The sequence below is a fragment of the Brevibacillus nigriterrae genome, assembly GCF_049846925.1.
GTDB lineage: Bacteria > Bacillota > Bacilli > Brevibacillales > Brevibacillaceae > Brevibacillus_H.
This window is the reverse complement of the sequence record NZ_JBNCMT010000023.1, coordinates 59,678-72,499: the sequence shown is the minus strand read 5'-3', so window position 1 is coordinate 72,499 and position 12,822 is coordinate 59,678. Positions and strand designations below refer to the sequence as shown.

Genomic DNA, 12,822 nt, shown 5'->3' with positions numbered 1-12,822 from the left:
TAGCTTGTATCGGGTGGGTTTTCTTGTGCGATCCGGTTACTTTTTCTTCACAGATACCGTTACGTTTACCGATTTACCGCCATAGATCGCCTTGATTGTAGCTGTGCCTGTTTTGAGTGCCGTAATTTGGCCATCCACTACGGTAGCAATCTCCGGCTTGCTCGAAGTCCATGTAGCCAGAGCGGTTACATCCGCTTCACTTTTGTCAGAGAATACGGCTTTCAGGCTGACTTGAGAAGTTTCCCCCGCTTTGAGTGTCACTTTTTTCTGTGAAGAAGTTAGTTTGGATACAGAATTTTTGGCTACCTTCACTGTTACTTCTGTATTCAATTCCTTGTAGCTAATGGTGATGGTTGCTTCGCCTTCCTGTTTGCCTGCTTTTACGATACCCTTGCCGACAGTGACAATGTTTTTGTCACTCGTTACATATTTGGTTTGATTGTCAGTACTAATGTCTTTCTTTTTACCTTTTTCATCAACCATGTATACTTTCAGTCTTGTTGTCTTGGAAGGCTGGAGCAAAAGATTCTCTTCAGAAACGAGCAGGTCAGAGCTTCCTTGTTTACCAACCGTTACGGAAACGGTAGCGATATTGGAGTCATGCTTACCGTCATTCGCTTTGAATGTGAAGGAATCTGTACCAATAAAATCCTTGTCAGGTGTGTAGGTGAAGGCACCTTTTTCCGCATCCGTAAGTTTCGCCGTTCCATGTGAGCCATTATCGACGATGCTGTAGGTCAAGGTATCTCCTTCTTCATCTTTGGCTGGGAGGGTTCCCTTTACTTCCGTCTCTTGCTGTGTGGAGAGAGAGAGGTCGGAGGCTACAGGTGCCTGGTTTTCTGAAGAACGAGTGACGGTAACATGATAGGTAGTTGCGCTATCAAGAGTTTTGACCACGATCTCCATTTGATTTTCGCCAACAGACAGCGGAAGAGGGTTTGTCGTTTGTCCGCTGACGATGGCTTCTTTGGCACCATTCATTGAGATAAGTATCCCTGCGTTGGAATTGAAAGCAGTTGGCGTTACAGTGATGCTCTCCACTTGATTAGCTACTTGTGCTGTATATTTTTTAATTTTGCGAGAAAAATTCGGGCTCAACGTACCATCAGAAAGTTTCAAACCAGTCAACTTGGAATCAATAACGAAGTTGTGGTTGATTTTAACCGGACTTGGGGACGCTTGAGCAGAGTCATAGCCCAGTTGACCACCATTATTGCTTCCCCAGCCAAATACATTCCCTTCTTCATCTACAGCCATCGCATGGCTTTCACCCGCAGAAACTGAGATGACATCCTTCAGGACACCAGACTGATTGGGGCCGACTACCTGTACGGGAGTGAGTCTCTTGTCAGAAGTTCCGTCACCTAGGTGGCTGCTGTAATTCGAGCCCCATGCCCAGAGACTGCCGTCCTTTTTGACTGCGTAACTGGCGTCATGACCAGCAGCAATTGCCACCACATCGCTTAGTCCTTCTACTTTCACCGGACGATCTTTGGTGACATTCGTACCATCGCCCAGTTGGCCTTCACCGTTTCGACCCCAGGAGTAGACGGTTCCATTACTGCGAAGGGCGAGCGTGTGTCTCCAGCCGGCAGCTACATCAACAACGCTGGTTAGACCCAAAACTTCTACTGGTGAAGGGCTATTAGGACCATCTCCGATACCAAGGATACCTTCACCGTTGAAGCCCCAAGTAAACACGCTGCCATCATCCAATACGGCAGCAGAATGGAAAGTACCAACGGAAAGGGCCGTTACTTTCGATAAGCCTTTGATCTTTGCTGGAGCAGATTGACCAGAATTGGTGCCATCTCCCAACTGACCGTACGTGTTGTCACCCCAAGACCATAAATTGCCGTCCTCGTCCAGAGCAGCGGAGTGGTAACGACCTGCTGCCACATCGACTACATCTTTCAGACCTTTTACTTCTACGGGAGTACGTTTGGCAACAGTCGTCCCATCGCCCAACTGCCCGGATTCATTGGAGCCCCATGCCCAAACATGTTGCTCTTCATCCAAGGCAAGCGCATAGGTATAGCCTGCCGCCAGATCGGTAATCCCTTTGAGATCCCTGATTTTTTTCGGAAGGATTACACTGGTAGTCGAGCCGTCTCCCAGCTCCCCTTCCGTATTTCTGCCCCATGCCCAAACGGTGCCATCTTCTTTTACCGCAACGTTAAAGTCAAAACCTGATTTGACGATTGGATAATCTTCGGGAGAACCGGCACTGGCACTAGCGACATTCCAGGGAAGGGCACTGGAAGCAACAGTCAAACTGAGAAGCCACTTTGCAAAGCGAGACACTACAAATCACGTCCTTTTTCAGTATGGAATCTTGAAAATCTTCAGGAATAGTTTACTTCAACACTTTCGCAGCCAACATTATACGAAAGTATACATTTGCTTCGGCGAAAGTATAAATTCTACCCACCGCCGAGTGACTCATGTAGAAGCAAGCAACCTGAGAATACCGCAACTCCCATTCCCGGGTGTTAGAGGAATTTCTTCCTATTATTTGGGAGATGTATTCCCGTGCGCCAATTCCAAACACATCACTTTCACATAATGTAACGATAATTCTCTGAAAATTCATCTCTATGATCAAAGCTAGAGAATAGAAAGTCTGTTTGGAGGGATTGAAATGGAGAAAAATCGATGGAAGTTTTGGTTTGATATTGTTCTAGCAATACTGTTTGGTTTATTGTTCACACCTGAGGTGACGAGTTTAGCGTTTCATGAAATTGCTGGTCTCGTATGGGGCGCTGCAATACTCGGACATATATGTGTAAACAAGGACTGGGTGATTGGAATCAGCAAAAAAATATTCGATAAAAAAATCAAAGGAAAAACAAAATTTTCGTCTATCCTAACCCTTGTCCTGTTCATGGATATGGTGATTATCATGATAAGCGGACTCTTCATCTCGAAGGTGGTTTTTTCCGAGCTAAGATATTCGATAGGAATCAACTGGAAAGCTCTGCATATTGTTTCCTCTCTTTTGGGATTGGTCATCGTCGGTATACACATCGGAATGCATTGGAACTGGATCAAGCAAATGGGGAGTCAATTTCCTAAACTGGCAAAGCTGTTTACTTTTCAAAGGCCTTCCCGTAAAGTGGTGTCACGTATCATCCTTGTGATTGGAACGATTGCCTTGATCGCACAAATGCCCAAGATGATCCTGTTAACTCCCGGGATTTTTAGTGAGCAAGCAGTAGGGCAAGAGGAGTTTCACCATGTAGAAAGCAAGGAGAATGGTCAAAATATTGTAAGCACCGAAAGGCAGGAGAGCAGAGAAAGCGGAGAAATTAGTAACAGAGAAGGCAGAGGGCACAAAAAACCGTTTTCCCCAATCCAGTTGGTCGGAATCATCCCCATTCTCTTGATATATCTAGCTATGTTTGCAGCAATTGCTTTTTATACGTATATATGGGAGAGAAGATCGACGAACAAGCGGAAAAATGCCTCATCATTGGACTGGGCAAGGAGGTTCTAACGTGACAACAACAATCTATTTAGTCGAAGATGAAGAAAATTTGCATCAATTGCTGAGAAAATATTTAGAAAAAGAGGGTTATCAAGTAGAGTCGTATTTTACCGGTGAGTCAGCACGCCAGCGAATTTCCGACATGCCAGCTCTCTGGATTTTGGATATTATGCTACCAGATGTGGATGGGTACCAGTTGATCAGAGAGATAAAAGAGTATAACCCCCGCACGCCTGTCATTTTTATGTCTGCACGCAATCAGGAGCTTGATCGGGTCGTTGGGCTGGAGCTTGGCAGTGACGATTATTTGTCAAAGCCTTTCTTACCGAGGGAATTAATCATAAGAACGAATAAATTAATGGAGAGGCTGTACGGTGACAAAGAAGAAAGGATGACCGCCATTCAAATTGAAGACTATCTTGTAGACAAGAAGCAACGAACTGTTTTTGATCGTGAACAGGAAATTGTGCTGACAAATAAAGAGTTTTCCCTGTTGCTGTATTTTATCGAGAATAAAAACACGGTTGTGACGAGAGAACAGATTCTGGAGAAAGTATGGGGAGATAATTATTTTGGATCCGATCGTGTTGTAGACGATACGATAAGAAGAGTGAGAAAGAAAATAACCAGAATTCAAATTGAAACACTCTATGGTTTTGGCTATAAATTGGTTGTCAAATGATCAAATTCCAATTCACCTCCCTGACGAAGAGAATCTGGTTTCTATTGTCTGCTATCATTTTTGCCATTGTATTTGTTAGCTCGCTTGCGTTTACTTTTCTCTTTAAAGATTTCAATGAAGATACACACAGGGAACTATTGCAATACACTCATGAATTTGTCTTGCATACGGTAGCAGAAAATCAGGTGAATAATACGATCAAACGATTTATTTATCATGAAGGTATGCATCATTTTACGTTTGATAAACGCACGAAACAAATTGCTTTTCTTGCTGACGATAAGCACGAAGAATACGTGGATCAGTCCTTGTTATTATGGATGGGCAGTTTCATAAAGGCTGAACCCAATCAAACCTATCATGGCAGCTTTAAGGAAATCAGGAACAACCAGACATATCTTTTGGAAATTAGTCAGGTCAAGGATCAACTCTTTTTAATTTCCTATCGAGGTTTGTTTGAGAGAGAGCAATTTGGGAAAGTCTTTATGATTGGATTGTTGATAATTCTCTGTACATTGCCTGTAGCCAAGCTAGTAGCCCATTCGATTGCGAAGCCACTCAAGCAAGTAGAGGCATATACCAGACGAATAGCCAATAAGGAGTGGGACAGTGAGCTTTCATTACAGCGTCAGGATGAAATCGGACGGTTGGCCAGTGCAATGAATGAGATGAAACAGGCATTAAAACTGGCAGATGAAGAGGAGAACAAGTTTCTTCAAAGTATTTCCCATGATTTGAAGACACCGGTAATGGTGATCATGAGCTATGCACAGGCCATTATCGATGGAATGTACGTAGAATCCGCCGAAAATACAGCCCGGGTTATCAAGAATGAAGCAGTACGTCTGGAGAGGAAAATCAAACAAATTCTTTACTTAAATACCCTGGACTATGTTTTGGATAATGAGAAAGAACAAGAGGAAGTATATCTCGATAAATTATTGACCTATCTAGTGGATAATTTCCAAGCAATCAATACAGATTTATGGTGGCAGTTGAATATAGAAACAAAAGCAGCCTGTATCTTCGGCAATCCCGATCGTATCCGAGTCTCTATTGAAAATATATTGGAAAATCAATTAAGGTTTGCAGCGAAAACCATCCAGGTGTCCCTGAAAGAGAATGAGTCGTCATGGATGGTTGAAATAAAAAATGATGGCCCTCTGATCCCGGAAAGCAGCATTAATCAGATTTTTAAAAGCCTTTATAAGGGGGAGAATGGTAATTTTGGGCTCGGGTTAACCATCTCCCAAAAAATTATCAGTTTTTACCATGGCAGCATTCAAGTAGAGAATCAAAGCGGACAAGTCTGTTTCACCATTTGTTATCCGAAGAAGTGGGCATAAGCGCTACAAAACGAGCGGATTGGTGGATTATCCCATGCAGAATTGCATGCGGATGATTCACTTTTTTATTTGCTAACCTGTTCTGCCAATTTATCCTCCGCATCAGGGACGGACAAATGCCCACTTGCATACGGTATAAAGATAGAGATTTACCTACAGAGAGAAGGAGGAGACATATGGAGTACAGCGTTACTCTCCGACGGTTACAAGAGGTGCAGTTTGGATTGGTTGAGCTGCAGTTTTATCTCGATATCAACCCGGATGACCAACGTGCCATCCATCAATACAACACGCTATCCAACGAACTGCAGCGGCTCAAACATGAGTACGAAGCGCAGCACGGTCCCTTAATGCAATACGGTTTTTCCAAATCGCCCAACCGCTGGGAATGGATCACCAAACCATGGCCATGGGAAATCGAATATTGAGGTGAAGATTCATGTGGATTTACGAAAAAAAGCTGGAAATTCCCGTACGAGTGAGCAAGCCCGATTTGCAAATGGCCAAATTTCTCATTACCCAATACGGCGGTCCTGATGGAGAACTATCCGCAGCGCTTCGTTACCTGAATCAACGCTATTCCATGCCAAATGAGCGGGCCAAAGCCCTTTTGACAGATATCGGCACGGAAGAACTGGGGCATTTGGAGGTAATTGCCACTTTGGTACACAAGCTGGTGAAAAATGCAACGCCGCAGCAGATGAGAGAAGCAGGGCTTGGAGGTATGTATGCCGACCACGACAAGGCGTTGTTCTACGTCGATGCCAACGGTGTTCCCTGGACAGCTACTTACATTCAGGCAAAAGGAGATCCGGTAGCTGATCTTTGTGAAGATATTGCGGCTGAAGAAAAAGCGCGTGCTACCTATCAGTGGCTGATCAATTTGACGGACGACCCCGATGTCATCCAGGTGCTAACCTATTTGCGTGAGCGAGAAATCGTCCACTCCCAACGGTTCCGTGAAGCCCTATACATTGTTGAAGAGCATAACAACACCCGCAAATTCTTCTAAAAGGAGGAAATCGTTACATGAGCCTATTTAATAAAGGAGGAAGCCAACGCAGAGGGTACAACCATGGAAGCAGCAGTAGTAGTAGCAGTAGTAGCAGCGGTGGAGTATACTTCGGACCGCTGACTCCTTTACCCCCAAATCCGGTGCCACTCAGTCCCGGACCGTTACGACCAGGGCTGATAAACCCAGGCCCGTTAAGCCCAGGCCCATTAAGCCCAGGGCCGCAAGCCCTCTCACCCGGTCTTGGAAATCAGAGCCTTGGGCGGCCAGGTCAACCGCCAGTTCATTTGCCTCCTGTGAAGCCATACCCGCCCGATCCGTATATGGACCAGTTTCCGCTTCCCGAAGCGCTTGAAAAAGGTACACTTTTTCGCTGGCTGTATGAACCGTATGTTGATCCCTATAGAAGGTGAGTATCACTTTTAGGCTCCCTACTTCTTTTCCTGGAACTTTCGTCAAAATCAATCGTAAATAAAAGAGGAAAAGGAAAGAATACAAACGGGAGGTAATACCACATGATCATTACAACAACTTCTAATTTACAGGGTAAAGAGATTGAATCGTACTTAGGGATTGTCAGTGGAGAAGTCATTTTGGGAGCAAACGTAGTAAGGGACTTTTTGGCAGGCATTACGGACATCATTGGTGGCAGAAGCGGTGCATACGAGAGCAAGCTGCAAGAAGGAAGAGAACTTGCTATTCGAGAAATGACAGAAAAGGGACGACATCTCGGAGCAAATGCAATCATCGGCGTTGACCTTGACTTCGAAACATTGCGGGAAGGCATGATGATGGTGATTGCGACAGGGACTGCAGTCAGAGTGAAATAAAGGAAAAAGAGAGGCAATTCTCCAAGGAATGCCTCTTTTTTGTTGATTTCATATTCATTTGAAGCATCGGACAATTAACAGGCCAAAAAAGTTAACTCTTTGCCAAGCAGTTGAAAACTGGCGTCAGTCTTAACGGATAAGCCCTTGGGTGTGTGTTGCAGTTGCGCAATTAGCTCATTCTTGCAAATCAAAAAAGCTGTCTTGGTGAGGGTATGAGGAACATGCATAGAACAATGAGGGCAGGTCCCTTTAATGACATAATCATGGAATTCGATAATATTTGTATTCATGTTAGTACATTCCACCTATCATTTTCCAACCAATTTAATTAGTAAACTCGGCGATTGCCGAGCCTGTGGCGACAGCAGAGCCGTGCGACGCACACGATGTGCTAGTGTCGACGATGCAACAAGGATGTTGCGTTTAGTCGACTACTTATGTCGATAAGTTATAATTTTATAAATTCTTATCGACTAAAATAATAATAAATGAAAATAAGTAAAATGTCACGAAATTGTGATAAAAATGTCACAAAAAATCATTTTTTGTCGACAGGAATAGTAAGAAGGAAGCTCCCGCTGGGACTGGAAACGTCAGAGGACCCATAGGGAGCAGAAAATGTTAATTAACGGTCGTTATTATCACTGTTGCCATTTCGAATGTTACGATTTTTATCGTTTTGATCAAGTGTTTTTCCACGGTTTTTTCCTAAATCTTTACTGTTGTTATTTTTGCTAGACACACCCATCACCTCCTGTCAGTGGATAGGTTGTCCAATTAAACGCAAAAACAACATGTAAATAGAGTTAAAAAATTCCAAAAGATAGTTCTTTCAGTCCTTGTGTGAAGATGGATTGTTCAATACGATCTAATTACTAGTTCTACTTGCGTAGGTTAAAGGAGTGAAAGGAATGTGTCCATTTCAGCCGAGTTGTCAACCAGGCGTACATATTTCCGGCTTCAGTTCAATCCACCCATCCAAGCAGAAATGACCATTGTGCGTGTGAAGGGGAAAACGATTGAGACAGGGATTGTTTCGATCTTGATAGAAGATTTGAGTGCGGGCGGTCTTCGTTTTTTATCCAATTTAAAAATACCGGCAACGGAACATATCATTCTGGAATTTAAGCTTACGCTGCTAGGACAATATGTAAAGTTGTTGGGATATGTAGTGAGAAATATACCGGTTTCCGATGAAATCGAGGCCTATGGCGTGGCGTTTACGATTGATGAAGAAGTACATAATTTGATTACACGATTACTTAACGTTGCCGCACTTCGTCAACGGAAAAAAATGCCCTTATACCAGACTGCTCTCTGTGAAACTTCTATTGAAGAGTTTTTTTCAGAACTGAAAGAACAAGCACCCTCCTAAAAGGGTGCTTTAACTTTTGGCAAATTGTTGTAGTCGATTGGAAGCAAGAACCGGGTCCATCTCAATTAAAAATAACATGCTGAGATGGCTGGTTGATGTAATGCTCCTTTTGGTCGCATGGTAGAGGTGAGGTTTTTGATATTTGATCAAACTGATTATCTCCGACGTTGGTGGAGTGATGACTTTGATCCGAAGTAATCCGTTGAGATAAGCAATTAATTGTTTGATAGCGGATGGATTGTCCTCATCAGGGACTCGATCGATTAAATCAATCAGATCTTTCAACATGCGCTTCCTGGCTTCTTTTTCGTTTACACCGATGTTTTGAATTGGTAACACCCCCCATCCATCCTACTGGAGATATATTACCCGCACGATTCGACAATCAAACATCAATTTTCACGATAGGCCCATTTCCAGTCTATATAGCCAAGCCCGTCCACGAGGACATCTTTGATCGAGTCATCTTTGACGTACGAATTGGTGTAGAAAAAGATGGGCAGAACCGGCATTTCATCCATCAGGATCTGTTCAGCCTGTGTAAGTAATTCTTTCCGCTTGTTGTTGTCTCGGGTGCGTGTTGATTGGTTGAGTAAATCTTTATACTGTTTGTTTTCCCAGTTTGTATCGTTGTTTGCCGTAGTTTGCTCCTTGAACAGCTCAAGAAAATTGATCGGGTCATGATAGTCAGCAAGCCATCCCATACGTCCAATCTGGAAGTTGCCCATATGAAGATCGCTCATGTAGGTGCTCCATTCCTCATCATGAAGTGTAACCTCTACTCCAAGGACCTCTTTCCACTGCTTTTGAATGACTTCCGCAATTTTTTTGTGAGTAGCAGAGGTATTATAAGAGAGCGTGATGGGTGGAAGCTTTGTAATTTGCAGCTCCGCCATGCCTTCTCGAAGCAATTTTTTCGCATTTTCAGCATCGTTGTCCTTGAAATATCCCGCTTCTGTTAGCGACATGGTAGGGGGCACGACACCCGTTGCTGGTTTTTTACCGGAGTCAATCGAATCGCAAATCTCCTGACGATTGATGGCATAGGCAAAGGCTTTACGAATTTTAGCGTTGTGGAACGGAGGCTGATTGGTATTAAACTTGTACCAATAAGTACCAGCAATCGGGTAAGTAACCAGTTTGCCTGCCTTGTTCAAGCGATCGTAGGATTCAAACGGCAATTCGTGTAACGGTGCCCCCGCCCAGTCTAATTCTCCATTTTCAAACATCGAAAGCTCGGTTATTGGATTGTTCTCCAAGGAGAAAACAATTCGCTGCAGACGAACTTCGCGAGCATCCCAGTAAAGCGGATTCTTAATAAGCACAATACGATTTTGATGTTCCCATACCTGTAACGCAAAAGGTCCATTACTTACGTGAGATTTTGCATCAAGCGCCCATTGCGGATTGGCATGGACGACTCCCGGATGAACGGGATAAAAGGAGTGGAATGAGACGAGTTCAAGGAAAAAGGGAGTTGGATATTCTAATTCTACTTGAAGAGTGTAGTCGTCTAACGCCCGGACACCTACGTGATCAATACCGATTTTGCTTTTATTGGCAAGCTCTGCGTTTTTGATGCAATACATCTGATAAGCAAAGCTTGAGGCGGTTTTCGGGTCGATCATTCGTTTCCAGGAAAACTCAAAATCACTGGCGGTTAGCGGATCACCGTTACTCCATTTTGTATTGCGCAAGCGAAACGTATACGTTAACCCATCGGCAGAAACTTCGTACGATTCTGCTACTGCTTCATGAGGATTGCCATCTTTGCCACGTCGCATTAAGCCATCAAAAAGAGCTCGAACAAGAATTCCTGATGTGGTATCTTCAACTAGACTGGGGTCGGCAGTAACTGGATCACGAGGCAAATTCAGCCTGAGTAGGCCAGGATCAACTTGCTTGGTAGAGTGGCTGTTTTTGCTGGTTGTTAGGTTGTCATTGTTTAAACCGATACTGCAACTAATGATCAACGAACTCACAACGAGAAGAACTACAGCTAGAGAACGGTTTGTTTTCACGCCTATAACTGCTCCTTTATTGTGTGAAAAACGTCTCAAACGTTTTTCGTAAAATTGGATGTGACCGCTTGTGGTCATCAACACGTTTCAGTCCCCCGACGTTTCTGTCCCCCGATAAGAGGGGATAAGAGGGGAAAACGATCATCACCGTTTTGTATACTGAACGCACTCATCATACAATATCTTGCATGATCGAAGCGGGAAATCGCAGATGATTTTATTTATTTATATCAAAATTGATAGATGAATCCAAGAAACATGTGGAACATATGACAATTTTAACCTTTTTTAATGATTTCCATAATAGCCTTGGGCACATTTTAAATTGACATTTGGAGGTGTTCTTTATGAAAGTAAAAGGATTTAATCACGTGACGATCCTTGTTTCTAACCTGCAGACTTCTCTCGCTTTCTATACACAAGTGCTGCAAATGAAGCTTGCCCATCAGGGAAATCTTGATTGCTATCTCGAGTGGGGCAGTGCTTGGGTGTGTTTGATCCAAAAGGAACAGCTTCCCCGTAGAGAAAAAACAGCAGGAGTCGATCATGTGGCATTTACCATTGCGGAAGAAGACTTTGATGAAGCAGTGAGTATTCTCCAACAGTGCCAGGTGACGATAGTTAGAGGACCAATTGATCGCGGCCTTGGACGTTCGATTAACTTTCTGGATCCAGATGGGACGGAGTTGGAACTGCATACGAGCAATCTGGAAAAGAGAATGCAAGTATGGAAATAATATGAACATTTTTGCAGTTTGTTCTTGATTCTTCCATATTATTCTAGGTACAATGACCCTATAGATCGATCAGATTACCTGCATATAAAAGAAGCGTAAAAGAGAGATAGGTATTAAGATCTAGAGCAGTGTACCGGATCTGGTGTGTCTGTCGGGGGAGAGAGATGTATGTCATATCGGTGGATCGGATTATCGACGGGGGTCGTGCTAGGAACGGTTGGTATAGGGGTTCAATTTATATCGACTTCTGAGATCGTTTTTTCCTTATTGTCAGCAACCATTGTCATTCAAGGGTTCATCGGGTATTGGTCCGGTAAAAAATATGAGAATATGCAAAAAATGGCTTATCTCGATTCGTTGACGGGTGTCTTGGTGAATAAAAGATTCAATCAATTGCTCCAACAAGAAATTGAGCGAGCACGAAGACACGGTTACCTGGTTACACTGATGTTCATTGACCTAGACAACTTTAAGAAATACAATGACAAGCACGGGCACTTGGCGGGAGACCGATTGTTGGTTCGATTTGCCCAGCTCCTGGAGAAAACCGTACGCGACCAGGACACAGTAGGTAGATGGGGGGGCGAGGAGTTTGTCGTTCTCTTACCTCATACCGATACCGAACAAGGCATCATTGTTGGAAGAAGGATACAAGGGGTTTTGCGACAAGAGATTCCGGGTATCACAGTAAGCATTGGGTTAGCCAGTTATCCGGATCATGCTGCCTGCGCTACCGAATTGGCCGCAAGAGCAGATGCCTTGATGTATGAGGCCAAAAAGAAAAAGGACTGCATGCTGGCAGGTCCGCTAAGTGGGTAAGAAAAAACACGTGCGGATAATTCAAAATTTGTGGAGACTACCATGAACGAACATCATAACAGGCGACAATATTTTCGGTATGAATTAAATAAATCAATGTGTGGCGACGTTGAAATTGTTCAGATTAAAGGACAAACCATACAGTCCAATACGACTAAAGTTTGTATTGAGGATATTGGTCCAGGCGGGTTGCGATTTATCTCAAGCCTGAAGCTGCCTGTTTCCAATGAAATCGTACTGGAGTTCGAAGTCAAAATGATGGACGAGCTTGTTAAGTTGTTGGGTGTCATTGTCAGAAGCCAGGAAATGGGACAATTGTTTGAATATGGTGTTCAGTTTACTATTTTTGATAATGTCCAAAATCAATTAACACAGCATATCAATTCGATGATGATTCGGCTTCGCACGAGAGCAAATCTGACGAGCTGTACGTTTTGTCATTTGCAAGAAGGCGAAAAATGCTTTCAAACATCAGAATTACGTGAAGAGTGAGCCAAAAGGCTTTGCTCTTTT

At 43.5% G+C, this 12,822-nt stretch carries 15 protein-coding genes; 11 read left to right on the top strand and 4 right to left on the bottom strand.

What is annotated here, in order from left to right:
- Positions 1-36: 36 nt before the first annotated feature.
- Entirely contained in the window at positions 37-2,304 is a 2,268-nt protein-coding gene (locus ACPW7N_RS17235; protein ID WP_425652349.1) for an RCC1 domain-containing protein, read from the bottom strand.
- A gap of 337 nt (positions 2,305-2,641) precedes the next feature.
- Between ACPW7N_RS17235 and ACPW7N_RS17230 the strand changes: the two genes are divergently transcribed.
- The 7 genes from ACPW7N_RS17230 to ACPW7N_RS17200 all read left to right on the top strand — a co-directional run bounded on the left by ACPW7N_RS17230 (position 2,642) and on the right by ACPW7N_RS17200 (position 7,357).
- A complete protein-coding gene (locus tag ACPW7N_RS17230) occupies positions 2,642-3,496 on the top strand; it encodes a DUF4405 domain-containing protein (RefSeq protein WP_425652348.1) in 855 nt (284 codons plus the stop codon).
- Position 3,497: 1 nt separating this feature from the next.
- Positions 3,498-4,169, top strand: a complete 672-nt coding sequence (locus ACPW7N_RS17225; protein WP_425652347.1) for a response regulator transcription factor — start codon at positions 3,498-3,500, stop codon at positions 4,167-4,169.
- Complete coding sequence (locus tag ACPW7N_RS17220) at positions 4,166-5,515, top strand: sensor histidine kinase (protein ID WP_425652346.1); 1,350 nt, start codon at positions 4,166-4,168, stop codon at positions 5,513-5,515. Before ACPW7N_RS17225 ends, ACPW7N_RS17220 begins: the two co-directional genes overlap by 4 nt.
- A 176-nt stretch (positions 5,516-5,691) precedes the next feature.
- Positions 5,692-5,943 (top strand): spore coat protein CotJB, encoded by a 252-nt coding sequence (locus tag ACPW7N_RS17215; protein ID WP_425652345.1) that lies wholly within the window; start codon positions 5,692-5,694, stop codon positions 5,941-5,943.
- A gap of 11 nt (positions 5,944-5,954) precedes the next feature.
- Entirely contained in the window at positions 5,955-6,527 is a 573-nt protein-coding gene (locus tag ACPW7N_RS17210) for a manganese catalase family protein (protein ID WP_425652344.1), read from the top strand.
- A 17-nt stretch (positions 6,528-6,544) separates the two neighbouring features.
- On the top strand, positions 6,545-6,940 hold the full coding sequence (locus ACPW7N_RS17205; protein ID WP_425652343.1) for a spore coat associated protein CotJA: 396 nt from the start codon (positions 6,545-6,547) through the stop codon (positions 6,938-6,940).
- Between the two features lie 102 nt (positions 6,941-7,042).
- Positions 7,043-7,357: a YbjQ family protein gene (locus tag ACPW7N_RS17200; RefSeq protein WP_425652342.1), complete on the top strand. Its 315-nt coding sequence runs from the start codon at positions 7,043-7,045 to the stop codon at positions 7,355-7,357.
- Between the two features lie 74 nt (positions 7,358-7,431).
- Here ACPW7N_RS17200 and ACPW7N_RS17195 read toward each other — a convergent pair whose 3' ends face one another.
- Positions 7,432-7,647, bottom strand: a complete 216-nt coding sequence (locus tag ACPW7N_RS17195) for a hypothetical protein (protein ID WP_425652341.1) — start codon at positions 7,645-7,647, stop codon at positions 7,432-7,434.
- A 623-nt stretch (positions 7,648-8,270) separates the two neighbouring features.
- On the opposite strand from ACPW7N_RS17195, the gene ACPW7N_RS17190 reads away from it, so the two are divergent.
- Complete coding sequence (locus ACPW7N_RS17190) at positions 8,271-8,732, top strand: PilZ domain-containing protein (protein ID WP_425652340.1); 462 nt, start codon at positions 8,271-8,273, stop codon at positions 8,730-8,732.
- Between the two features lie 9 nt (positions 8,733-8,741).
- On the opposite strand, the gene ACPW7N_RS17185 is transcribed toward ACPW7N_RS17190, so the two are convergent.
- Positions 8,742-9,071 carry a hypothetical protein gene (locus ACPW7N_RS17185; protein ID WP_425652339.1) on the bottom strand — a complete coding sequence of 110 codons (330 nt, stop codon included), beginning with the start codon at positions 9,069-9,071 and terminating at the stop codon, positions 8,742-8,744.
- A 53-nt stretch (positions 9,072-9,124) separates the two neighbouring features.
- The gene (locus ACPW7N_RS17180; protein WP_425652338.1) at positions 9,125-10,753 is read right to left on the bottom strand and encodes a peptide ABC transporter substrate-binding protein; all 1,629 of its coding nucleotides are present in this window, start codon (positions 10,751-10,753) and stop codon (positions 9,125-9,127) included.
- A 347-nt stretch (positions 10,754-11,100) separates the two neighbouring features.
- Here ACPW7N_RS17180 and ACPW7N_RS17175 point away from each other — a divergent pair, with 347 nt between their 5' ends.
- The 3 genes from ACPW7N_RS17175 (at position 11,101) to ACPW7N_RS17165 (ending at position 12,801) form a co-directional block, all read left to right on the top strand.
- Positions 11,101-11,490: a VOC family protein gene (locus ACPW7N_RS17175; RefSeq protein ID WP_425652337.1), complete on the top strand. Its 390-nt coding sequence runs from the start codon at positions 11,101-11,103 to the stop codon at positions 11,488-11,490.
- A 168-nt stretch (positions 11,491-11,658) separates the two neighbouring features.
- Positions 11,659-12,309, top strand: a complete 651-nt coding sequence (locus ACPW7N_RS17170) for a GGDEF domain-containing protein (protein ID WP_425652336.1) — start codon at positions 11,659-11,661, stop codon at positions 12,307-12,309.
- A 42-nt stretch (positions 12,310-12,351) separates the two neighbouring features.
- A complete protein-coding gene (locus ACPW7N_RS17165) occupies positions 12,352-12,801 on the top strand; it encodes a PilZ domain-containing protein (protein ID WP_425652335.1) in 450 nt (149 codons plus the stop codon).
- Positions 12,802-12,822 lie beyond the last annotated feature (21 nt).

What these genes read in the sequence shown, in the direction of transcription:
- ACPW7N_RS17230 (WP_425652348.1), top strand. Translation starts at nt 2,642, where the DNA reads ATGGAGAAAAATCGATGGAAGTTTTGGTTTGATATTGTTCTAGCAATA.
- ACPW7N_RS17220 (WP_425652346.1), top strand. Translation starts at nt 4,166, where the DNA reads ATGATCAAATTCCAATTCACCTCCCTGACGAAGAGAATCTGGTTTCTA.
- ACPW7N_RS17215 (WP_425652345.1), top strand. Translation starts at nt 5,692, where the DNA reads ATGGAGTACAGCGTTACTCTCCGACGGTTACAAGAGGTGCAGTTTGGA.
- ACPW7N_RS17210 (WP_425652344.1), top strand. Translation starts at nt 5,955, where the DNA reads ATGTGGATTTACGAAAAAAAGCTGGAAATTCCCGTACGAGTGAGCAAG.
- ACPW7N_RS17205 (WP_425652343.1), top strand. Translation starts at nt 6,545, where the DNA reads ATGAGCCTATTTAATAAAGGAGGAAGCCAACGCAGAGGGTACAACCAT.
- ACPW7N_RS17200 (WP_425652342.1), top strand. Translation starts at nt 7,043, where the DNA reads ATGATCATTACAACAACTTCTAATTTACAGGGTAAAGAGATTGAATCG.
- ACPW7N_RS17195 (WP_425652341.1), bottom strand. Translation starts at nt 7,647, where the DNA reads ATGAATACAAATATTATCGAATTCCATGATTATGTCATTAAAGGGACC.
- ACPW7N_RS17175 (WP_425652337.1), top strand. Translation starts at nt 11,101, where the DNA reads ATGAAAGTAAAAGGATTTAATCACGTGACGATCCTTGTTTCTAACCTG.
- ACPW7N_RS17170 (WP_425652336.1), top strand. Translation starts at nt 11,659, where the DNA reads ATGTCATATCGGTGGATCGGATTATCGACGGGGGTCGTGCTAGGAACG.
- ACPW7N_RS17165 (WP_425652335.1), top strand. Translation starts at nt 12,352, where the DNA reads ATGAACGAACATCATAACAGGCGACAATATTTTCGGTATGAATTAAAT.